Source organism: Flavobacterium chungnamense, from assembly GCF_039539165.1.
GTDB lineage: Bacteria > Bacteroidota > Bacteroidia > Flavobacteriales > Flavobacteriaceae > Flavobacterium > Flavobacterium chungnamense.
Window position 1 is genome coordinate 135,763 of the sequence record NZ_BAABCS010000014.1, and the last position, 22,062, is coordinate 157,824.

The 22,062-nt window shown below is 29.5% G+C and carries 22 protein-coding genes and 1 other RNA gene; 19 read left to right on the top strand and 4 right to left on the bottom strand.

All coding sequences use genetic code 11. The features are described 5' to 3' along the window. Window positions 1-26: 26 nt before the first annotated feature. Window positions 27-1,229 carry an NAD(P)-dependent oxidoreductase gene (locus ABD771_RS06745; RefSeq protein ID WP_345092488.1) on the bottom strand — a complete coding sequence of 401 codons (1,203 nt, stop codon included), beginning with the start codon at window positions 1,227-1,229 and terminating at the stop codon, window positions 27-29. 200 nt (window positions 1,230-1,429) lie between these two features. On the opposite strand from ABD771_RS06745, the gene ABD771_RS06750 reads away from it, so the two are divergent. The 3 genes from ABD771_RS06750 to ABD771_RS06760 all read left to right on the top strand — a co-directional run bounded on the left by ABD771_RS06750 (window position 1,430) and on the right by ABD771_RS06760 (window position 3,743). Beyond that, on the top strand, window positions 1,430-2,635 hold the full coding sequence (locus tag ABD771_RS06750) for a serine hydrolase domain-containing protein (RefSeq protein ID WP_345092491.1): 1,206 nt from the start codon (window positions 1,430-1,432) through the stop codon (window positions 2,633-2,635). Window positions 2,636-2,706: 71 nt separating this feature from the next. Beyond that, window positions 2,707-3,105: a transfer-messenger RNA gene (gene ssrA, locus ABD771_RS06755) on the top strand. 212 nt (window positions 3,106-3,317) lie between these two features. After that, the gene (locus ABD771_RS06760; RefSeq protein WP_345092494.1) at window positions 3,318-3,743 is read left to right on the top strand and encodes a hypothetical protein; all 426 of its coding nucleotides are present in this window, start codon (window positions 3,318-3,320) and stop codon (window positions 3,741-3,743) included. 4 nt (window positions 3,744-3,747) lie between these two features. On the opposite strand, the gene ABD771_RS06765 is transcribed toward ABD771_RS06760, so the two are convergent. Next, a complete protein-coding gene (locus tag ABD771_RS06765) occupies window positions 3,748-4,062 on the bottom strand; it encodes a rhodanese-like domain-containing protein (protein ID WP_345092497.1) in 315 nt (104 codons plus the stop codon). Window positions 4,063-4,198: 136 nt separating this feature from the next. Here ABD771_RS06765 and ABD771_RS06770 point away from each other — a divergent pair, with 136 nt between their 5' ends. The 5 genes from ABD771_RS06770 (at window position 4,199) to ABD771_RS06790 (ending at window position 7,165) form a co-directional block, all read left to right on the top strand. Next, window positions 4,199-4,657, top strand: a complete 459-nt coding sequence (locus tag ABD771_RS06770; RefSeq protein ID WP_345092500.1) for a MarR family winged helix-turn-helix transcriptional regulator — start codon at window positions 4,199-4,201, stop codon at window positions 4,655-4,657. Window positions 4,658-4,665: 8 nt separating this feature from the next. Further along, entirely contained in the window at window positions 4,666-5,298 is a 633-nt protein-coding gene (locus tag ABD771_RS06775; RefSeq protein ID WP_345092503.1) for an NAD(P)H-dependent oxidoreductase, read from the top strand. Window positions 5,299-5,335: 37 nt separating this feature from the next. Then, window positions 5,336-5,899, top strand: a complete 564-nt coding sequence (locus tag ABD771_RS06780; protein WP_345092506.1) for a YceI family protein — start codon at window positions 5,336-5,338, stop codon at window positions 5,897-5,899. A gap of 100 nt (window positions 5,900-5,999) precedes the next feature. Beyond that, entirely contained in the window at window positions 6,000-6,569 is a 570-nt protein-coding gene (locus ABD771_RS06785) for an anthranilate synthase component II (RefSeq protein ID WP_345092509.1), read from the top strand. A 248-nt stretch (window positions 6,570-6,817) separates the two neighbouring features. Next, window positions 6,818-7,165: a hypothetical protein gene (locus tag ABD771_RS06790; protein WP_345092512.1), complete on the top strand. Its 348-nt coding sequence runs from the start codon at window positions 6,818-6,820 to the stop codon at window positions 7,163-7,165. On the opposite strand, the gene yaaA is transcribed toward ABD771_RS06790, so the two are convergent. Beyond that, complete coding sequence (yaaA, locus tag ABD771_RS06795) at window positions 7,166-7,927, bottom strand: peroxide stress protein YaaA (protein WP_345092515.1); 762 nt, start codon at window positions 7,925-7,927, stop codon at window positions 7,166-7,168. It lies immediately after the preceding gene. 152 nt (window positions 7,928-8,079) lie between these two features. Between yaaA and gloA2 the strand changes: the two genes are divergently transcribed. The 11 genes from gloA2 (at window position 8,080) to ABD771_RS06850 (ending at window position 20,296) form a co-directional block, all read left to right on the top strand. Further along, window positions 8,080-8,469, top strand: a complete 390-nt coding sequence (gene gloA2 / locus ABD771_RS06800; RefSeq protein WP_345092518.1) for an SMU1112c/YaeR family gloxylase I-like metalloprotein — start codon at window positions 8,080-8,082, stop codon at window positions 8,467-8,469. Window positions 8,470-8,552: 83 nt separating this feature from the next. Further along, complete coding sequence (locus ABD771_RS06805) at window positions 8,553-9,098, top strand: IS1096 element passenger TnpR family protein (RefSeq protein WP_345092521.1); 546 nt, start codon at window positions 8,553-8,555, stop codon at window positions 9,096-9,098. A 57-nt stretch (window positions 9,099-9,155) separates the two neighbouring features. Beyond that, window positions 9,156-10,214 carry a nucleoid-associated protein gene (locus tag ABD771_RS06810; protein WP_345092524.1) on the top strand — a complete coding sequence of 353 codons (1,059 nt, stop codon included), beginning with the start codon at window positions 9,156-9,158 and terminating at the stop codon, window positions 10,212-10,214. Between the two features lie 166 nt (window positions 10,215-10,380). Next, on the top strand, window positions 10,381-12,162 hold the full coding sequence (locus ABD771_RS06815; protein ID WP_345092527.1) for a BamA/TamA family outer membrane protein: 1,782 nt from the start codon (window positions 10,381-10,383) through the stop codon (window positions 12,160-12,162). 76 nt (window positions 12,163-12,238) lie between these two features. Then, window positions 12,239-13,996, top strand: a complete 1,758-nt coding sequence (locus ABD771_RS06820) for a WG repeat-containing protein (protein WP_345092530.1) — start codon at window positions 12,239-12,241, stop codon at window positions 13,994-13,996. A 52-nt stretch (window positions 13,997-14,048) separates the two neighbouring features. Further along, window positions 14,049-14,612, top strand: a complete 564-nt coding sequence (locus tag ABD771_RS06825; RefSeq protein ID WP_345092533.1) for a hypothetical protein — start codon at window positions 14,049-14,051, stop codon at window positions 14,610-14,612. A gap of 82 nt (window positions 14,613-14,694) precedes the next feature. Then, window positions 14,695-16,038, top strand: coding sequence for a DEAD/DEAH box helicase (locus ABD771_RS06830; RefSeq protein ID WP_345092536.1), 1,344 nt, complete (start codon window positions 14,695-14,697; stop codon window positions 16,036-16,038). 102 nt (window positions 16,039-16,140) lie between these two features. Continuing rightward, window positions 16,141-18,069, top strand: coding sequence for a BatA domain-containing protein (locus ABD771_RS06835; RefSeq protein ID WP_345092538.1), 1,929 nt, complete (start codon window positions 16,141-16,143; stop codon window positions 18,067-18,069). Then, on the top strand, window positions 18,066-19,319 hold the full coding sequence (locus tag ABD771_RS06840; protein ID WP_345092541.1) for a dihydroorotase: 1,254 nt from the start codon (window positions 18,066-18,068) through the stop codon (window positions 19,317-19,319). Before ABD771_RS06835 ends, ABD771_RS06840 begins: the two co-directional genes overlap by 4 nt. Further along, entirely contained in the window at window positions 19,319-19,645 is a 327-nt protein-coding gene (locus tag ABD771_RS06845) for a magnetosome magnetite crystal formation protein family (protein ID WP_345092546.1), read from the top strand. The genes ABD771_RS06840 and ABD771_RS06845 overlap by 1 nt, the downstream gene beginning before the upstream one ends. 9 nt (window positions 19,646-19,654) lie before the next feature. Further along, complete coding sequence (locus tag ABD771_RS06850) at window positions 19,655-20,296, top strand: alpha/beta hydrolase (protein ID WP_345092549.1); 642 nt, start codon at window positions 19,655-19,657, stop codon at window positions 20,294-20,296. Window positions 20,297-20,497: 201 nt separating this feature from the next. On the opposite strand, the gene ABD771_RS06855 is transcribed toward ABD771_RS06850, so the two are convergent. After that, window positions 20,498-21,481, bottom strand: a complete 984-nt coding sequence (locus ABD771_RS06855; RefSeq protein ID WP_345092552.1) for a helix-turn-helix domain-containing protein — start codon at window positions 21,479-21,481, stop codon at window positions 20,498-20,500. Window positions 21,482-22,062: the final 581 nt, after the last annotated feature.

Consider the following 22,062-nt stretch of genomic DNA (forward strand, 5'->3'; position numbering starts at 1 on the left):
AATTTAAAACTAAATAAATTTAGATTTTATTTTCCATCAACATAATCTTGTAAATATTGGAAACGTTCTGTTAACTTACCATTTTCAGTCATTTTGGCTCTTTGCAAAATTCCGTCTTTATCACCATTAAAAAAAGCAGGAATCACGTATTCCATAAACATTTCTCCAAATCCTTCACTAGCATCTTTAGGCAATTCACAAGGTAAATTATCAACCGACATTACCATAATTGAGCCAGGATGCGTGTGCGAAACTTCTTTGTGTTCACTTGGTAAATAGCCAAAAAATGGTTCTGCAATGGTAGATGCCTTTATGGTACAAGCAACTGGTCCATCAACATCGCACGAAATATCGGCAACAACTTGAATTTTGTTTTTTGGAGCGTTAAGCATTTCTCTTGTCAAAATATCGGGCGCACCATTTCCGTGAAAATGTCCTGCCATATAAATATCGGCAACTTGTGAAAATCGTTCAAAATCAGAAACATATTCTTGAGGATTTTTATAAAAATCTTGATTATCAAAAACCTGTCCATCAATTCTTTTGTTGTAATCTAAAACATCAATTTGACTGTAAACTGGTTGCGTGTAAACTTTGTTTAAAAAATCATCGGCTGAAACTTGCTTAATTTTCATTCCATCAAGCATTTCTTTTGCTCCCATTCCCACTTTACCGTGACCTGTTAAAACAATTTTAATGTTCGGAAGCATTGGTCTTCGCAATCGTTCGATCAATTCCTCCTTACTTTTTAAAGTTTCAGCTTTTACTAAATTGAATAAATCATATTTAATTCCGAAAGCTCTAAATCCGTTGTAAGCGCCAACAATTCCTGCATATCTTCCGAAACCAATTAATCTTTTATTTCTGGCATCGACAATAGTTTCGTGGTCGAATAATTCGATATTTTTCTCTAAAATTGCTTGAAGTAACTTTCTATTGTATGGTTGAAATTTAATAGTATGCGAAAAGAAAAAGTACTTTTTATTGGGAATTAAGGCATCAACTGGAACTTCTTTTACACCAAATAAAACATCGCAATCGCTCATATCTGTAGTAACTTCGATACCTAAACTGCTGTATTGCTCGTCAGAAAATACTCTAATATCAGAACTTTCAACTTTTACTTGAGCTTCTGGATGTTCTGTTTTTAATCTAACTAATTCTTCTGGAGTAAAAACAACTCTTCTATCTGGTGGATTTTTTCTTTCTTTAATAATTCCGAACTTCATTTTAACAGTATTTTTTTGAGACATCAAAAGTAATAGTAACGAAAACGTTTTCAAAACTTTTTACCCAAAATAAAATCGAAGTTATTTATTGAATTTCAATTAATTGGAATATTTTGTTGATAATTTTATAATTAATATAACATTTCATGAAATTTGTTTGTCATTTTGTTTATTATATTTGTTTTTCAACCCAACCCAAAATGACCAATAACAAAGTAACATATCTATTGTTTTCTTTAACTTTTTTATTACTTATAAGTTGCGATAAATCAGGAAAAATTAAGAATCCATTTAAAAAGAATAAATCTGGTTTAGAATATGCAATGCTTCCGCTAGAAGATTCTTTACCAAAACTTTCAGATTCATACAAAAACACTAAAAAGAGAGAAATTGAAAATTTCTTTACTAATAATTTTGCCAATGATTTTGAGAACATGAGTTTTCTTGTGGCAAAAAATGGACAAATTATTTATGAGAAATATGATGGATTTGCAGATAAAGAAAATAATATTTTAAACTCACCTGAAACGCCTTTACACATTGCATCTGTTACCAAAGTTCTAACAGCCTCAGCTATTTTAAAATTGATTGATGCTAAAAAAATTAGCTTAGATCAAAAATTGACTACACTTTTTGACAAATTCCCTTATCCAGATGTGACTGTAAAAACTTTATTAAATCACAGAAGTGGTATGAAAAAGTACAATTATTTTTGTGATGACAAAGCCAATTGGGGAAGAGATAAAACACTAACAAATAAAGATTTACTTGAAGTAATTATCAATAAAAATATTCCATTAGAAACTAAAACTGATACGCATTTTAGTTATAACAACACCAATTATGCACTTTTGGCATTAATTATTGAAAAGGTTACAGGAATGAAATACAGTCAGGCGATGAAGAAAATCATTTTTGAACCATTAGGTATGAAAAATACTTTTGTATTTGACGAAACTACTCCAAAAGAGAAAGGAACACCTTCCTATAAATATAATTACGTAAAATATCCATTCGATTTTCTTGATGCTGTTTATGGTGATAAAAATATTTATTCTACTCCAAGAGATTTGTTGAAATTTGATTTGGCTAGAAATGCGCCAGGTTTTTTGAGCAAAAATCTTTTAGAACAAGTTTACAAAGGATACAGCTATGAAAGTAAAGGTTCTAAAAATTATGGTTTGGGAATTCGACTGCGTGAATGGGATACTGGACAAAAATTATTTTATCACAATGGATGGTGGCATGGAAATACTGCAAGCTACATCACTTTAAGAAAAGAAAATGCGGTAATTATTGCATTGTCTAATAAATTTACTCGTAAAACCTTTCAAATGAAACGATTGTCTGCATTGTTTGGTGATTATCCATTTACATTGAAAGATACTGTCGCCAAAGACGAATAAAGTGTTTGTTTATTGATTTTTTCGGTAGTACCTTTGTGGTCTAATTTTTGTATTGAAACACAATAATTATTGGGGACGACTGGTTTTGACAGCAAGTGGAATTATTCAGTAAGCACGTCGAGCATTGTACTTTTAGCTCGTAAATCCAAAGGTTCAAACTTATAAACGGCGAAAATAACTACGCTTTAGCTGCATAATCCGAATTTTAGTACGATTTTGCCACGTTCCTACAAGGTAGGAAAGCTGGATTCACCTCAAAAGCCTTGGTTTATGGCGGTTGGTTAAGGTGAACCGTAAAAGTAAACCTAGGAAAGGTAACGCTTTAAATCCTTTCTGACACTAATAAAGCTAAGCAAAAAGTGGCGGTTCTTGGCCTTGCTTTTTGACGAAAATCTAATTAAGGACTAAACGTGTAGAAAGCTTTTTGATTGCTTGTTTGGACCCGAGTTCGATTCTCGGCGTCTCCACTGTCGTACCAATAACCTCTAAAGAAATTTAGAGGTTATTTTTTTATTTAAAAGTTGTAAATCCGACATAAAATAGTTCGAGACAACTCCCCTCTTTTCCACAAATAAAAAGGGATAACTCATTGTACTGAGTTATCCCTTTTTTTGTAGAAAACATTCTACCCTAATAAATCCAAAATTATTATCAACTTCGTATATGCATATAAACTATAATAATGACAACATTTCAAGCAAATAACGAAACAATTCTTATCAATGATAAATTTGGATTAATCACTGATAACCAAGTAATTATAACCAAAGGTTCTAAGAAAAGTAAAGTCCCTTTTAACTCTATAAACAGAGTTAACTTAATAAAAAGTAGAGTCTTTTATTTGAATATTTTATTGTTTTTGTTAAGCGCTTCTGTTTTTATTTATTCCTATTTTATGTTCAATTCAGAAAGACTATTCTTTTTTTATGGATTAATTTTTTTAGGTATTGTACTATTCCTATATTCAATTGTTCATAAATTTTATACCTACAAACTTATCATAAAAGAAAAAGACCAAACATTGATTGAGGTAAAAACTACACAATTGAACAGAAAGAGCATTAAAGAATTTTATAATGCTATAGTTAGGAAAGTTCCAAAAAAATAGAGTTTTACTCTGTAAAACCAACTTCACCTTCCCAATTCATAAAACCACCTTCTAAGTTAAATGTGTTTTCAAAACCCATTTGCTTCATAATACTGCATGCTTGAGCACTTCTTCCTCCTGCTTTGCAATAAACATAGTAGTTTTTTGATTTATCAAGTTCTTCTAATCGGTAGATGAATCCTTGTCCTTTATAAATATCATTTAAAATTGCTCCTGGAATAATTCCTTCACTCCATTCGTCATCGGTTCTAACGTCTAAAATTACTGCATTCGTATCTGCTTCTAATTTTGAAGCCCATTCTTGTTGAGATAAGTTCATTTCTATTATTTTTTTCCAAATTTATAAATTTCATTTTACATGGTCATAAAAGTATTAACAAAAAAATAACACAACATTTGTATATACAAATAAAAATAATTTTACATTTGTACCTACAAATTTGGTAGTTACAATTATGAAAATCGAAGAAATAATAAAATCGAATGTTGCTATAGATGATGCTAAAAAAATTGTCCTGAACATTATGGTTACCCAAAATGTTGTTACTGAAAAGTTTAATGAGGTATTAAAACCTTATGATTTATCAGGCGAGCAGTATAATGTATTGCGCATTTTGAGAGGTCAAAAAGGAAATCCTGCCAATATGTGCGTGATTCAAGAACGAATGATTGCAAAAAACAGTAACACTACCCGATTGATTGACAAATTATTATTAAAAAATCTAGTTACAAGAGAAGTTTGTCCTGAAAACAGAAGAAAAATAGAAGTTTTAATTACTGAAAAAGGATTGAAACTATTAGAAGAATTAGATCCTAAAGTTTTAGAAAACGAAAAATTATTTGCCGCAAATCTGAACCAAAAAGAATTAGTTGAATTAAACACCTTATTAGAAAAATATAGAAACCTTAAATAAAAATTACTATGACTCAATTTATAAAAGACGCAAATTGGCGTTATGCTACTAAAAAATTTGATGCAACAAAAAAAATTTCATCAGAAGATTTAGCAAGTTTAAAAGAAGCAATTCGATTAACAGCTTCATCATACGGATTGCAACCTTACAAAGTATTAATTGTTGAAAATCCAGATTTAAGAGCTCAATTGCAACCTGTTTCTTGGGGACAATCTCAAATTGTTGATGCCTCTCATTTATTAGTTTTTGCAAACATTATCAACTTTGGAGAAAAAGAAATTGATGCAACCATTAATAATATGGCAACTACAAGAAATCTGCCTATAGAAGCACTTCAAGGATATGGTGATTTTATGAAATCTAAATTGGTTTCACTCCCAGAAGATGTAAAAAACACTTGGACATCAAAACAAACTTATTTGGCTCTAGGAAATTTAATGAACGCTGCTGCCGAACTAAAGATAGATGTAACTCCTATGGAAGGTTTTGAACCAGAGAAATACAACGAAATTTTAGGTCTTGATAAACTTGGCTTGAACGCATCACTAGTAGCAACAATTGGATATCGTCACGAAGAAGATGCTACACAACATTACGCAAAAGTGCGTAAATCTGAAGAAGAATTATTTGTAACAATATAATTAATAATTAAAATCAATAACTCAAATTTAAAAGAAAATGAAAAATTTAAAAACAATCGCAATCGCATTATTCGTAGCAGTTTCAACAATCGCTACAGCACAATCTAAGAAAGTAGACGCATCTAAAAGTACTATCAACTGGGTTGGAAAAAAAGTAACTGGTCAACACAGCGGAACAGTAAACATTCAGAGTGGAAACTTAATTTTTAAAGGTAAAAAATTAACTGGTGGAACTTTTGTAGTTGATATGACTTCACTAACAGCAACTGATATTCAAGGAGAATACGCAGCAAAATTAAATGGTCACTTAAAAGCAGACGATTTTTTTGGAACAGATAAATACCCAACATCAAAATTAGTTTTCAAAACAATTGCTTCAAAAGGAAATGATGTATATACTGTAACTGCAGATTTGACAATTAAAGATGTAACTGCTCCAGTAAAATTTGACATTACTGTAAAAGGAAATACTGCAACAACATCTTTCAAAGTAGATAGAACAAAATTTGGAATAAAATATGGTTCAGGAAGTTTCTTTGACAATTTAGGAGATAAAACAATCAACGACGAATTCGAATTAACAGTTTCTCTACAGTTCTAATAAAAGGGAAAAATTGCTATGAAAAAGGAAAGCCTCAGAGAGAAATCTTTGAGGTTTTTTTTATTGCTTCTAAAAACCAACTTATGATTATATTTGCCCAATGAAAAAAATTGTAATCATTGACAACTACGATAGCTTTACATTCAACTTAGTCCATTATTTGGAAGAATTGGATTGTGAGGTAACCGTACTTCGCAATGATGAATTTGAACTTGATGAACTAAAACATTTTGATGACATAATCCTGTCACCTGGACCCGGAATACCTTCAGAATCAGGTTTATTGAATCAAGTTATAGTAACTTATGCTTCAAGTAAAAAAATACTTGGAATATGTCTAGGTCAACAAGCCATTGGCGAGGTTTTTGGAGGTTCTCTTCTTAATTTAGACACCGTTCATCATGGAGTTTCATCTTCTATTGATATTGTTGTTAATGACGAAATCTTATTTAAAAACCTACCTAAACAACTTGAAGTAGGCCGTTATCACTCATGGGTTATCAATCCAGTTGATTTTCCTGAAGACTTAGAGATAACATCTGTTGGAGAAAATGGTGAGATTATGTCAATCCGACATAAACATTTCAATGTAAAAGGTGTTCAATTTCATCCAGAAAGCATTTTAACGCCTCACGGAAAAACCATTTTGGAAAATTGGTTATCAAATTAATTAATATAAATCTTTACTTTATATATATTGATATATAGTTCTGAATTATAATTATTTAAATAATTACTATAGATTTTTACTATAACTACAAAAAATCAAAATACTTGATATTTGTTAGAAAAAACTTTCAAATTTCAATTCTTATTAACTAAAATAACTAGTTATCAACAGAATATGAAATGAAGAAGATATTTAATTAAATTTGAAATAGTTCATTTAGTTTTTAATCAATTTTAATTCAAATAGTTATGGGACTTTTTAACAATAATGAGAAGAGAATCATTAAAGAGCTTTGCAAAAAAAGTGAAGATATTAGCAAAGACATCACAAATGAAATTGATGAACTACTAGTTGAACTAAAAAATGAGTATGATGAGAATAGCAAAGTAGTCAATGAATTTCATGATTTTGTAAATGAACTCAAAACTAAATTAGCACCAGAAGACGCTAATAAACTTATAGAGTTTTCAACTCGAATGACAAAAGTAAAACGTTGTGCAAAAAAAGGTGTTGAAGCTATGAGAGAATTGGCTCGTGACCAAAGAAAAGCCACAAGAGAAACTATAAGAGAGTATCAAGAATACTTGTATGTTTAATTAGCGAGTAAAAACTAATTTATTGCCTTTGCTTAAATTAGCATCAAAAGCATATCCTTCATAGTTAAACCCTTTTAAATCATCAATAGTTTCTGCATTAGTGTCAATAATGTAGCGAACCATCATTCCTCTCGCCTTCTTTGCAAAAAAGCTTATCATTTTTAACTTTCCGTCCTTATAGTCTTTAAATTCTGGAGTAATTACTAGAACTTTTAATTGTTTCATATCAACAGCATCAAAGTATTCATTGCTTGCAAGATTAACAAACAATTCTTCTTTTTGAAGTTCAGCGTTTAATTGTTTTGCAATTAAGGGTTTCCAAAATTCATAGAGATTTTTGTTTTTTCCAATAGGCAACTTTGTTCCCATTTCAAGGCGATAAGGTTGCATTAAATCGAGTGGCTTCAACAAACCATACAATCCTGATAAAATTCTAAGTTTATCTTGTAAAACTTTTATTTTTTCCTCTGAAAGTGAATAAGCATCTAATCCAATATAAACATCTCCACTAAAAGCAAAAACAGCTGGTCGAGCATTTTCAACTCTCATTTCGGCAAGATTTCGTTCTTGATTTCTTTGCCAATTTAAATCTGCCAACTTATCCGAAATATCCATCAACTCAATCAATTGTTTTGGTTTTTGTTTTTTCAAAACTTTGTCAATGGCTAACGATTGTTTTGCAAAACTATATTCTGAATACAATTTTGTTGGTAATGGAGTTTCAAAATCCAATGATTTAGCTGGTGATATTACGATTTTCATGACTTCTTTTTAATGTTATTTTCGTCTGTTTGCCATAAAATTGGCTCGAGTCAAAAATACAAATTTCAAATTTGAAATTATATACGTTAAAATGATTAGTTTCGATTTAACTATCAACAGAATTTATTATTTTTACTTTTTTACCAAATTATATGCTGTCTCTCAATAAAATCCACCATATCGCCATTATTTGCTCTAATTATGAAATTTCTAAACATTTCTATACTGAAATTTTAGGTTTAAAAATTATCCAAGAAATTTACCGAAAAGAACGTCAATCTTATAAATTGGACTTATCCTTAAATAACAATTATTGCATCGAATTATTCTCGTTCTCAAATCCTCCAAAGCGTGTATCACAACCTGAAGCTTCTGGCTTACGACATTTAGCATTTGAAGTAAATGACATTGAGATTACAAGAAAGTATATTTTAGAAAAAAATCTTTTTGCCGAAGAAATTCGCATTGACGAAAACACTAACAAACGTTTTTTCTTCACCAATGATCCAGATGATCTACCAATAGAGTTTTATGAAGTTTGAGTAAAATCTTATCAACAATTCGCGTTTCGTAATTCGTTTTTCTAATTTATATTTTACCTTTGACCTTTCAAAAAAATAGAATCATGGTTTATAAATTTAGAGTAATTCTCGATGCAGAAGAAGATATTTTCAGAGATATTGCTATACTTGAAAACGACACTTTAGAAGATTTACACAATGCAATCGTAAATGCTTTTGGATTTGACGGATTAGAAGTTGCATCTTTCTACACTTGTGACGACACTTGGAATCAAGAAGATGAAATACCAATGTTTGACTCTGGTGATGTTCCTGGTGAGAACAAAATTATGAGTGATTATCAGTTGAATGACATATTAGATACTGAAAACACTAAAATCATTTATGTTTATGATTTCATCAATATGTGGACATTCTTAGTAGAACTTGCCGCAGTTGAAGATTCAGTTGAAGTTGGAATGGTTTATCCAAACCTTTTATTTTCTCATGGTGAAATGCCTACAGAAGCTATGGAAAAACATTTTCAAGCTGATTTTGAAGAAGAAGAAAGCTACAACGAATTTGAAGACGATTTAGATGAAGATGATTTAGATGCTTTTGGAAGTGATGACAGCTTTGAAGATTACGGATTTGAGGAAAATTGGAATTAAATTTGAGAGAATAGAAAAAAGAGAATAGAAAATAGACTTCAAAAATTATAAAAATAAATGATCAACCTTTTTAATACCCACATAGAATCTTTATCCATCCATAGAGTTGGTAATAAAAGCCGTAACGAAGCCATTTTTCTATCAGAAAAGCAATACGGATTAAATGATGAAATCGTTCCTTTATTGAAGGAATATTTCTTTAAATCGTTTCGCGAAAAAGAAGAAAACTACTTTCAATTTGCACACGAAGTAGATTTGGAGTACAACGATATGTTCAATTTGGCTACAGAGATTTTCACTAATCCAAGTTCGGTGCATGAAGTTTCTAAAAAAATTACCAACCACCTTTTTGAACAATCTAATCATCCGCATATCAAAAACGGAGAAGTTTACGTGACTTATTTAACCAACGTTTCTATTGACAATAATGTTGTTGATGCTATTGGTGTTTTTAAAAGTGAGTTGCGCACCGATTTCCTTCAATTTGAAGAAAAGGATAGTAATTTAGAAATGATTCTTCAAGAAGGAATTAACTTAAACAAACTAGATAAAGGTTGCTTGATTTTTAATCACAAAAAAGAAGAAGGATATAAAATTTTGACTGTTGATAGCAATCGTTATGATGCACGTTATTGGTTGGAACATTTCCTAGCTGTGGATGCTTTTCAAGATGAGAATTTCATGACTAAAAAGTATTTAAAGTTCTGTCAAGAGTTTGCTAAAGAAGTTGTTTTTCCTGCTGAAGACAAAAAGCAAGAAGTTATGTTTATGAATCGTGCAGTAAACCACTTTGCTAAAAACGATAATTTTGAAGAAACAGCTTTCTTAAATGAAGTAATGGACAATCCAGATTTGATTCCGGAGTTCAAAAACTATAAAGCGGATAGAGGCGAAAAATATAGTATTGAAGATGTTACTTCATTTCCTATAGCCAATGCTGCTGTTTCAGATGCCAGGAAATCGATTAAAAACGTAATTAATCTTGATACCAATATTCAAATCAAATTGGACTTTATCAATCCAGAAAGTGCCGAAAAATTTGTAGAAAAAGGTTGGGATGAAGAAAAACAAATGTATTATTACTTAGTTTACTTTAATAAAGAACAGAAAAGCTAGCATTAGTTTAATAAAAACTCAAATCCTCAATAAAAAAATTGGGGATTTTTTTATACTAAATTATTAAACATTCAGTTTTTAAGTTTTAAATCGTTACATTTAGTCATAACACAGAAAAATGCGCTATTATTTTTATTTAGTAATGTTGTTTTTTAGTTGTCAAATTTTGTCAGCTCAAAGTATCATTCCTACTAAATCGGATAGTGTTTACAAAAAAATTGATGATTTTTCTAAAGAAAGAAAATTCTTCAAAGTTGTGCATAAGTTAATGTTTAGACCACGTAAATCAGAAGCAGCTAAAATTCAAAAACAAAAAGGAGCTTCACCCATTCAGAAATCTTTTGAAAAATACAGTTGTAGAATTATCCGAAATATTACTATTGAAACCACCGATCCGTTTGGATATTCTGCCGAAAATGAAAAAGAAGTTCCAGAAAAAAAATTAGAACGATATGGAAATTCTTTACACGTAAAAAGTAAAAAATGGACTATTAAAAATTTATTACTTTTCAAAAAAAATCAAGAGTTAGACTCTTTGCTTATAAAAGAATCAGAACGTTTAATTAGAAGTCAACGATTTGTTAGAAGCGTTGTTATCAAACCAATTGCAATAGAAAACTGTCAAGATTCTATAGATATTTCTGTAAGAGTTTTAGACACTTGGAGTTTGATTCCAACAGGCGCTTTTTCAAATTCAAAAGCAAATTTAGAACTAACTCAACGCAATTTTTTTGGACTTGGACATGAAGCTAGCTTTGATTACATTAGAAGTTTTACAAATAATACTTTTGCCTACGACTCGAGATATAGTATTCAAAATATTAAAAATACATTCATAAACACATCGGTTTCCTCAAGAACAGATTTGGAAAACAACACTTACAAAGCCTTTAAAATTGAAAGACCGTTTTATTCTACACTAGCACATTGGGCTGGAGGTTTTTACTATGATTATAAAAATTATTCCGAATTCTTGACCAATGCTAATTTAGTTACTTCATATCAAAATTATAAGATAAAAACATATGAATTTTGGGCAGCACATTCAAGTAAAATATTTGCAGGAAATTCCGATTTCTCTAGAGCTACTAATCTGATTACTTCCTTAGGTTTTACAAACACTACTTACTTGAAACAACCCGAACTTAGCTACGATCCTATTCGTTTCTCCAACTCATCAAAACGCTATTTAGCTACCATCGGAATTTCAAGTCAGCAGTTTTATCAAGACAAATACTTATTTCGTTTTGGTGTGATTGAAGATATTCCTTACGGAAAAGTATTCTCCTTTACAGGCGGTTTTGAAAATAAAAACAACTTAAACAGAGCCTATTTTGGTGGAAGATTCTCCTATGGTGACTATCTTGATTTTGGTTACATAAGTGCCAACATAGAATATGGCTCCTTCTTTAATAACGGAAAAACAGAGCAAACCACTATCAAAATTGAAACCAATTATTTTACCAACTTATTTTCGATTGGAAATTGGAAATTTAGACAATTTGTTAGACCAGTTTTAGTTTTAGGAAGCAATCGTTTAAACACAACTAGAGATAGATTGAATTTAATAGATGTCAACGGAATTCCGGGTTTCAATAGTTCACCACTTGTTGGAACGAGAAAATTTTTAACTACATTCCAAACGCAATCATACAATCCTAAAAACTGGTATGGTTTCAATTTAAGTCCGTTTATGAATTTCACTATTGGTTTTTTAGACAACGGAAATCATAAATTCTTCAACAATAAAATGTATTCTCAAATTGGAGTTGGCGTCTTAATTAACAACAATTATTTGATTTTCAATAGTTTTCAATTTTCTTTCTCCTATTATCCTTCACTCCCTATTGACGGAAGCAATATCATTAAAACCAATACGTTTCAAAACACAGATATTAACTTCAACAACTTCCAAATAGGACAACCTTATGTTTTACCTTATGAATAAACACCTTTAATATCTTGTTAAAATCAATCCATTTATTGAATATTATTTATAGTTTCACAACATTAATATTAATTCAATGAACCTAAAATTATATTTATTTGTTATTGTAAATCTTTTGATTTTTGATAATTCAATGGGACAAATTACACTTTCATCCTTCGAATTTGATAAAGAAAAAAAAGGACCTAACACCATTTATTATAATTTTTATAATGGAATTCAAATGATTGAAATCGACTATAATAATTATGAAAAAGCTCGAATTGATTATCAAGATATGATAAAACCAATAAGCAGTATCCGACCAAGAAATTATGGACACAATACTATTATTTTAAGAAATAAAAATGGTGAACTGTTACACCAATACAACTTGAGAGGAAAAACTTTTAAATCAACCGATTTCCTTCCTTCTGAAAAATGCATTACTGTATCACACGCCTCAAGATTAGATGCAAACTATATAGCCAAAACCAATTATCCTTTTTATGGAAAATACAGTTTTTATGTTACTGAAAACAACAAAGCTGGTATAATTGATACTTTAGGTACTCCAATTTTGGAAGTTGTTTATGATGCCATTCTTAGCTATGGTGATAACTACAACCTTAATTCTTATGTAATGTTTGATATTAGAAACGATAGAGAAGACGAAACTTGTTTCTACACGATAAAACGCGACGGAAAATGGGGATTCAAAAGTGATAAACTAGCAATAGAGCCAAAATATGAAGAGTTGATTTCTCTAAAAAAGAATGTTTTTAAGATTAAAAAAAGTGATAAATATGGTTTGATAAATTATAAAGAAGAAAGTCTAATTGAACCCATTTACACTGACTTAATTTACAAAAATGATTTTTATCTTTATACCAAAGAGGCTATTGAAAATATAGATAAGTACACAACACTTTACGGAGTTATTGATTCGAATTTTAAAATAAAAACACAACCTATTTATAGCAATCTTGAAGACATTATTGAAAATTACTATCCTTCTGGAAAATATTGGACCTGTAAAACTGATGGCTGTGGTGCCATAGACAAAAACGGAAATGAAATTTCGAAGTTTAAATATGGTTCGATGCCTCAAAATCCATACAACAAATATTATCGAACAACCGACTATAAAGACAGCAACATTCGTTACATTTTAAATTTAGATTTTGAAGAAATTGGAAAAAATTACGATTTAATTTATGATTGGAAAAATCAACTCTTCACTGTAAAAAAAGGCACTAAATATGGCTTGATAGATTTAAATAATAAAATAGTTTTACCTTGCGAATATGATTCTTTTTGGGAAGAATCCAGAAACGAATTGGGCACACTTATAAAAAACAAAAAATATGGAGTCATTACTAGTAAGGGAATTGTAGTAATTCCTTGTAAATATGATTATTTATACTTTACAGTTGATAATACCATTGTAGCAACTCTTATTGATACCAATGATAAAACCAATAGAGAAAGAAAAGTAGGTTTATTGGATGCCAATGGTAACCAAATGACTACTTTTAAATATGATGAAATTGAAACGATTGATTACGGATTTTATCGTGTTAGAATCGATACAAAATATGGAGTTCTCAACAAAGAAGGAAAAGAAATTACTCCAGTAAAATATGATGAAATTTACCGCTATAGAAATGGTTTTTGTATTGCCAAACTCGATTTTGGATACGGCTATATAGATACTTCTGGAAAAGAAATAACCCATTTCTATTATGAAAAACCAACCGATTTCAACTACAACATTGAGAAAAAACTAACAGCAAAAGCCTATTTAAGAGGAAAAGAAGTTATCATTGATGAAAATGGAAAGGTTGTAAAGTAGCAATCTCAATAAGTTGATTTCTTTTATTATATTTGAGAATATAAATTTGAATATGAAAAGCATAAAATATCTATCAATACTATTCCTCATTGTTTGCTTTTCAAACAATTGTTATTCACAAAAAAACACGAAACTAAAAACTATTGGTGGAAGAACAAAAACTTCAAATCCAAATATACCTTACATCTACGAAAATGGTTTTAGTGATTATGAAGTTGTAAAACAAGCAACTTTAAATAGTAAAGATTCATCAGCAGTGTATACTTTGAAATTTAATGCAGTGGCTTCTGCAATGTACACACAAAAAATCATGTTCGATAAATTTGGAAAATGGACAACGGCAGTTCCATCTGGAAATAATAATGGCTTTATTCTAATTTGGGAAAACATAAAACTTTTTAATGATAAAGAAGAGCTATTCACAATAATGGCAAGTGGTACAGAAAGTTTGGAAGAGATGTTTGCCGCAGTATTGGTATTTGATTCAAAAAATAACAATTGCCTATCAGAAAAAAGTGAATTTAAAAAAGAAATAATTGACTATTTTTCAAATGCAATTATACATCTTAATAAGGATAAAACTTTTTATGAAAAGTATAGAACAATGAAAAATTAAAATTGGTTATAAAAGTTATACAACAAACACCTCTTTTCCTTCCCAAAAAAGAATTCCCTACCTTTGCAAAAAATTAGACGCAATGAATACTTTTGAGCAATTTAATCTTCCTAAATCTTTACAAAAAGCAATTGACGAAATGGGGTTGACCACTCCTACTCCAATTCAGGAAAAATCGTTTTCTGTTATTATGTCGGGACGCGATGTAATGGGAATTGCACAAACTGGTACAGGTAAAACCTTAGCCTATTTATTACCTCTTTTAAAACAATGGAAGTTTGTAAATACTGATTCGGCTCGTGTAGTGATTTTAGTTCCTACTCGTGAATTGGTGGTTCAAATCGTTGAAGTAATTGAAAGCTTAACCAAATACATGTCGGTGCGAACGCTTGGTATTTATGGTGGCGTTAACATCAACACACAGAAAAAAGCTGTTTATGAAGGAATCGATATTCTTGTAGGAACTCCAGGAAGAACTATGGATTTAGGTCTAGACAATGTAATCCGCTTTGATTCACTGCAAAAATTAGTCATTGATGAATTTGATGAAATCTTAAATTTAGGTTTTAGAACCCAAGTGACTTCATTATTAACGATGATGAAAAACAAACGTCAAAACATCTTGTTTTCTGCAACCATGACTGATGAAGTAGATGCGATGCTTGACGAATATTTTGAATTACCAGAAGAAGTTTCACTTGCAGCTTCTGGAACTCCATTAGAAAAAATTGAACAATTGGGTTATTATGCGCCTAATTTTTTAACCAAACTAAATCTATTAAATCATCTTTTAGACACTGACGAAAGTACTTCAAGAGTTTTGATTTTTGCCAATAATAAAAAGACTGTTGACTTAATTGCCAATAGTATTGAAGAAAGTCATCCTGAGCAATTTGGTGTAATTCACTCTAATAAATCACAAAATTATCGTTTGAATACGATGGCTTCCTTTCAAGCTGACGAATTAAGAGGAATTATAACTACAGATGTAATGGCTCGTGGTTTAGATATTTCTGATGTTACTCATGTTATCAATTTTGAATTTACTGAAATTCCAGAACAATACATTCATAGAATTGGTAGAACTGGTCGTGCTGATAAATCGGGAATTGCAATCAGTTTTATAAGTCCGAGTGAAGAAGAAATTCAAATTCAAGCGGAAATCTTAATGGAAAAAGAAATCCAATTTTTAGATTTTCCAGAAGGAGTTGAAGTAGCCGTGAGATTATTAGAATTTGAAAAAGATAGAAAAAAAGTAAAACAACTTTTAAAGAAACCGAAAATTGAAGGTGGTGATGCTTTTCATGAAAAATCTAAGAAAAATCAAAAAGTAAATCTTGGTGGACCTGCAAAAACTAAACCTAGAAAAACAGAACCTAGAAATCGTGGTGTAGAACGTAAGAGAGCTGCTAAGAAGAAGAAATAGTTTTCAGCAAGCTGTAATAGTTGATAGTTTTATGAAACTTTTAAACCTTTAAACTTTTAAACCTATTAACTTTTTGTTACTTTTGACAAATTCTAAATAGAAATGCAGTTTAAACATCCAGAAATTCTCTATTTCCTATTCTTATTGGTCATTCCGATTCTGGTGCATCTTTTTCAGTTGCGAAAATTCAAAACAGAATATTTTACCAACGTAAAATTCTTAAAAGAACTTGTTGTTCAAACAAGAAAAAGTTCTAAAATCAAAAAATATTTACTTTTAGCTACAAGATTGTTGTTATTAACGTTCTTGATAATTGCCTTTGCACAACCTTTTTTTAAAGCAAAAGACAGTAAAAATGCTACTAATGAATTATACATCGTTCTTGACAATTCTTTCAGTATGCAAGCAAAAGGTCAAAAAGGCGAATTGCTAAAACGTGCCGTTCAAGATTTACTAGAACATACACCAGAAAATGCAAATTTCTCTTTAATAACATGCTCTGACAACTTTTGGAATACTGATATAAAATCCATCCAAAAAGAACTTCAGAACCTGAAATATAGTGCTTCACCATTTCAATTGGATAATCTATTGTCCAAAATAAAAGCCCACAAATCTGCTTTCAATAAAGATATTGTGGTAATCACTGATGGTGTTGGTTTACAACCTAATCAAGTTAAAAATATCAAAGACGACGAAAATTTATATTTCATAATTCCAGAAGCTGAAAAAACCGACAACATCGCTATTGATAGTGTTTTCATCAATCAAACGATGGATAATTTTTATGAAATCAGTGTTAAATTAGATGCTTATGGAGACGATTTCAAAGATATTCCAATTGCCTTGTACAACAAAAAGAAGTTGGCGGCAAAAACCTTAGTCAATTTTGAATCCAAAACAAAAACCATCAATTTCACCATTCCAAAAGAAGATTTTCATGGTTATGTTGCTATAGTTGATAACAGTTTGGAGTATGACAACAATTACTATTTCAGTATCTCAAAACCTGAAAAAAGCAACGTGATTAGTATTGGTGAATCTGAAAAAAGTGGTTTTTTATCAAGGATTTATACCTCTGATGAATTCAACTATATCAATTATTCACTTCAATCATTGGATTATAATTTACTTGACAAACAGGATGCCATTGTTTTAAACGAACTGAAAGATATTCCACAAGCACTTCAAACCACATTAAAATCATTTGTAGAAAAAGGCGGAAATGTAGTTTTAATTCCAAATGAGGAAAGCAGCACAACCAACTTGAATGGCTTTTTATCCAATTTTGGTGGCGTTCAGTTTAAAGCTTTGTCGAATAAAGAAAAAATGGTTACAAAAATTAATTTCAGTCATCCTTTATTTAGCAGTGTTTTTGAGAAGAAAGTTGATAATTTTCAATATCCAAATACAAAAAACTCCTTTGAAATAAGTAACTCTGCTCCTATGGTTTTGGGCTATAGCGATCAAACTTCCTTTTTGAGTGCTATTCAAAATAGTATTTCGTCTATTTATGTTTTTGCTGCTCCAATCAATAAAATCAATAGTAATTTTCAGAATTCGCCTATTATTGTTCCAACTTTTTATAACATGGGACAAAACGCTCAGAAAGCTGGAATTAATGCTTTAATTATTGGAGATAACAAACCATTTATTGCGCAGACTTCATTAAACAAAGACGAAATCGTTAACATTAAAAACGGAACAGAAAGTTTTATACCTGTTCAACAAATATTAAATGACAAAGTAAAGTTGACTTTCAACGATAATCCGAAAGAAGCTGGAAACTTTGAGATTTTTAATTCCTCTAAATCCATAGAAAATTTAAGTTTTAATTATAATAGAACCGAAAGTAATTTAGCTAACGCTAATCCAGATGCTGTAAGTGATTACAAGGAGATAAGCAATGTAGATGCGATATTTGATACGCTACAAGCCAATCGATCCGACAATCAACTTTGGAAATGGTTTGTTATTTTAGCTTTGCTATTCATCACGTTGGAAGTTTTAATTCAAAAATTTGTAAAATGAAAATCATAATCAGAGAAGCCAAGATTATCGACTCGAAAAGTCCTTTTCACAATCAGGTAGTTGATGTAAAAATCAATGATGGAATCCTAGAAAAAATAGGAAACAACCTCTCGCCTTCTGATGATTATGAAGAAATAAAACAATCTAATTTACATCTTTCTCAAGGATGGTTTGATAGTAGTGTTTCTTTTGGAGAACCAGGTTTTGAAGACAGAGAAACTATTGCTAACGGACTGAATGTAGCTGCAAAAAGTGGTTTTACTGCTGTTGCTCTTCAACCCAATTCTGCACCAATTCTTGACAATCAATCACAGATTTTATTTGTAAAACAAAAAGCTAACGATACTGCAACAGATTTATTTCCGATTGGTGCTTTAACAAAAAATAGCGAAGGAACCGATTTAGCCGAACTTTATGACATGAAAAATGCTGGAGCAATCGCCTTTGGTGATTACGGAAAAAGTTTGTCTAATGCCAATTTGCTTAAAATTGGATTGCAATACGTTCAAGATTTTGATGGATTGGTAATTGCTTTTTGCCAAGATGAAAAGATAAAAGGAAGTGGTGTTGTAAATGAAGAAATTGTATCAACTAGATTAGGGTTGAAAGGGATTCCAAATCTTGCAGAAGAATTGATAGTTGCTCGAAACTTGTTTTTACTTGAATATACCGGTGGAAAATTACACATTCCAACCATTTCAACAGCAAAATCGGTAGAACTCATTCGAAATGCTAAAGCAAAAGGACTAAAAGTTACTTGCAGTGTAGCTGTTCATAATTTGGTATTAACCGATGAAAAATTGGAAGGTTTTGATACTCGATTCAAAGTTGCTCCACCATTGCGAACAGACAATGATAGAATTGCTTTAATTTCAGGGATTTTGGATGACACCATAGATACCATTACATCAGACCATAATCCGATGGATATTGAACATAAAAAGATGGAGTTTGATTTGGCTAAAAATGGAACTATAGGTTTAGAAAGTGCTTTTGGAGCTTTGTTAACCGCTTTACCATTAGAAAAAATAGTAGAAAAATTCACTTCAAGTAGTAGTATCTTCAATCTAAGTCAATCAGAAATAGCAGAAGGAAATAAAGCCAATATAACATTATTTACTACAGATACTGAATGGATTTTTACAAAAGAACATATTCTATCAAAATCTAAAAACAGTGCTTTTCTTGGAACAAAAATGAAAGGAAAAGTAATTGGAATCTATAACAATAATAAATTAGTTTTAGCCTAATGGACAAAAAAACAATTGATGAAGGAAAATCAACTGCAATCACTAGTTACATTCTGATAATTGGTGTTTTAATTGCACTATCAATGAATTCGGAAAACAAAAATTCGTTTGCTTCTTTTCATATTAGACAAGGATTGGGATTAACCTTAACATTTGTAGTTTTGGGTATTTCTATAAGTCATTTTGAAAGTGTTATGGTTGCAGCACCAATGTGGATTTTTATTTCTGTATTAACAATTTATGGAATTTTTACAGCTGCGCGCGGTGAAACCATCAAATTACCTTTACTAGGTGGATTATTTCAAAAATGGTTTAAAAATATTTAATTTTATATAATGACATTACATCACTTAGTTCGTGAACCCAAAATAAAGAAAGACAAAAATCCATTACTACTATTGCTTCATGGTTATGGAAGTAATGAAGAAGATTTATTCTCATTTGCAACAGAATTACCTGAAGAATATTATATAGTTTCTGCAAGAGCTCCATACGATATGATGTATGGAAGTTATGCTTGGTACGCTATAAACTTTGATGCAGATGAAAACAAATTTTCAGATATTGCACAAGCACAACAATCTAGAGACTTGATAGCAACATTTATAGATGAATTAGCAGCAAATTATGCTATTGACGCCAATGCTGTAACACTTATTGGATTCAGTCAAGGTTGCATTTTGAGTTATGCTATTGCAGTTTCTTATCCTCAAAAAGTACAACGTGTCGTTGCAATGAGTGGTTATTATAACGAAGAGATAGCTATTGATAATTTCAAAGAGAATAATTTATCAGAATTAAAAATATTTGCCTCTCATGGCTCGGTTGATCAAGTTGTTCCAGTAGATTGGGCAAGAAATTCAATTCCTAAACTAAAAGAGCTTGGAATTGATATTGTTTACAAAGAGTATCCTGTTGGACATGGTGTTGCACCACAAAACTTTTTCGACTTTAAAAATTGGTTGCATAGCAAATAATAACTCTTAAGTTAATAATATTATTTGTCTTAATAAATTGTTAGATCTAAATTTATATCACAACCAAATATAAATAAATTGATTTAAATTTTTAAAAATAATATCTGAACTTCATTATTACTTTTTAATAAAACATAAAACTTTTTACTTTAGATAAATAGTAAATAGATTAAAAAGATAAGTATTTATACACTTTAAGTTTTATTTGAATTGTAGCTCTTTAATGTATTGATGTGGATTCAATCCAGTAATTTCTTTGAAGGATGTAAAAAAGGGATTATAGGAGGAAAAACCTACTTTTTCTGCTAATGCATTAAGAGTGTTTAACTTTAAATAACCTGATTCTATTAAATTTATAGCATCATAAACACGAATAATTTTCTTAAATTCATTAAAACTTATTTTAGAGTGATATTTAAATATAAAATTCACATGACTTTTAGGAATATTTAAATTCTCAGCAATTTCTTTTTGTGTTATTTTTTGATTTCTAAAACACTTTTTGAACAAAACTAAATTTTCAATTTCTTTCAAATTATTTAATAAATCTGGAACTATTTTTTCCTTTAACAACTCATCTTGTTTATTATTTATTTCAACATCATGATTTAAGATCCATACTTCTAATAATGAGAAAGTTTTGTTTTTTTGCAATTCAATTTTTTTATACAAGGCATTAAATCCCAAAAATATATCCGGATTGCATAATAAATATAAAAAAATAATAATCCAAAGTAGACCTGATATCCACAGAAAGTTTTTACCCGCGAGAAATCTTTCATGATGGAATTCATAATATATTGAAAAATAATTTCTAAGTGTAACTATGAAAGTAATTGAAAATAAAATTAAAGTCCATTTATAAATTAAATTATTTTGTTTATCAATCAAGCCAATTTTTGAGTTCTGATTCCAAATTTGTTTTTTCAGTAATACGAAAGAACTAAAAGTATAAAAAAGAGAAAAGAGAATAAAAAATATGAGGAAAATTAAGGAGCTGTAATCACCTAAAAAATTATAATTATTATTTATTTGATTTATTGACCCAACAAATATGGGCAATATAAAATGAAGTATTTCTTTAAAATTATATCTTTTTATATTTAGAACTAAGCTTTTAAAGTACAAAAAAGTTGCGGGATAAGCAACCATAAAAAATGGGGTATAAGAAAAATTAGGTTTCAATTCCTTATTAAAATTCAATACAATTTCTAAGAAAAATTTTAATACTATAAATAGTAATAAAAAGATAATGTAAATATTATTGAGTCTATTTGATTTATATATTATTAGAAGTACATAAATACAAATAAAGCCAAGAAAGACAACTAAAAAATAAATTAAGTTAATAAGCATACATTAAAATTCATGAATCAGATTTATGAATCAAATGTAATTATTATACTTACATTTTTAGACTTTTTTATCATTTTTAAAGTTACTATAATCCTAAAAATAAATATTTTTTTTAAAAAAATATTACTAAAAACTTAAAAGTAATTACTCTTTAATTTAAAAAATAGTGCAAGCTAATTTCGGAGTCTTTTTTTAATTCATTTTTAACGTAATTTTAAAAATATTATTATTTAAATTTTAATTAAAAAAAAAATGGTACCCGAAAACACTACATTAATATTAAACAAATATTTTATTACAAATGCTGATGTTAAGGAAATAAATCTTGTTTATGAAAGAAAAAAAACTAAACTTCATTATAAAATAAATAATTTTTTTTTTAAAAAAAGCTATTACTTAAAAGTTAAATA

Coding starts and splice junctions, on each gene's coding strand:
- ABD771_RS06765 (WP_345092497.1), bottom strand. CDS start 4,062: ATGAACTTATCTCAACAAGAATGGGCTTCAAAATTAGAAGCAGATACG.
- ABD771_RS06805 (WP_345092521.1), top strand. CDS start 8,553: ATGGTTTATAAATTTAGAGTAATTCTCGATGCAGAAGAAGATATTTTC.
- ABD771_RS06825 (WP_345092533.1), top strand. CDS start 14,049: ATGAAAAGCATAAAATATCTATCAATACTATTCCTCATTGTTTGCTTT.
- ABD771_RS06785 (WP_345092509.1), top strand. CDS start 6,000: ATGAAAAAAATTGTAATCATTGACAACTACGATAGCTTTACATTCAAC.
- ABD771_RS06835 (WP_345092538.1), top strand. CDS start 16,141: ATGCAGTTTAAACATCCAGAAATTCTCTATTTCCTATTCTTATTGGTC.
- ABD771_RS06750 (WP_345092491.1), top strand. CDS start 1,430: ATGACCAATAACAAAGTAACATATCTATTGTTTTCTTTAACTTTTTTA.
- gloA2 (WP_345092518.1), top strand. CDS start 8,080: ATGCTGTCTCTCAATAAAATCCACCATATCGCCATTATTTGCTCTAAT.
- ABD771_RS06830 (WP_345092536.1), top strand. CDS start 14,695: ATGAATACTTTTGAGCAATTTAATCTTCCTAAATCTTTACAAAAAGCA.
- ABD771_RS06845 (WP_345092546.1), top strand. CDS start 19,319: ATGGACAAAAAAACAATTGATGAAGGAAAATCAACTGCAATCACTAGT.
- ABD771_RS06770 (WP_345092500.1), top strand. CDS start 4,199: ATGAAAATCGAAGAAATAATAAAATCGAATGTTGCTATAGATGATGCT.
- ABD771_RS06840 (WP_345092541.1), top strand. CDS start 18,066: ATGAAAATCATAATCAGAGAAGCCAAGATTATCGACTCGAAAAGTCCT.
- ABD771_RS06850 (WP_345092549.1), top strand. CDS start 19,655: ATGACATTACATCACTTAGTTCGTGAACCCAAAATAAAGAAAGACAAA.
- ABD771_RS06790 (WP_345092512.1), top strand. CDS start 6,818: ATGGGACTTTTTAACAATAATGAGAAGAGAATCATTAAAGAGCTTTGC.
- ABD771_RS06810 (WP_345092524.1), top strand. CDS start 9,156: ATGATCAACCTTTTTAATACCCACATAGAATCTTTATCCATCCATAGA.
- ABD771_RS06820 (WP_345092530.1), top strand. CDS start 12,239: ATGAACCTAAAATTATATTTATTTGTTATTGTAAATCTTTTGATTTTT.
- ABD771_RS06760 (WP_345092494.1), top strand. CDS start 3,318: ATGACAACATTTCAAGCAAATAACGAAACAATTCTTATCAATGATAAA.
- ABD771_RS06775 (WP_345092503.1), top strand. CDS start 4,666: ATGACTCAATTTATAAAAGACGCAAATTGGCGTTATGCTACTAAAAAA.
- ABD771_RS06745 (WP_345092488.1), bottom strand. CDS start 1,229: ATGAAGTTCGGAATTATTAAAGAAAGAAAAAATCCACCAGATAGAAGA.
- yaaA (WP_345092515.1), bottom strand. CDS start 7,927: ATGAAAATCGTAATATCACCAGCTAAATCATTGGATTTTGAAACTCCA.
- ABD771_RS06780 (WP_345092506.1), top strand. CDS start 5,336: ATGAAAAATTTAAAAACAATCGCAATCGCATTATTCGTAGCAGTTTCA.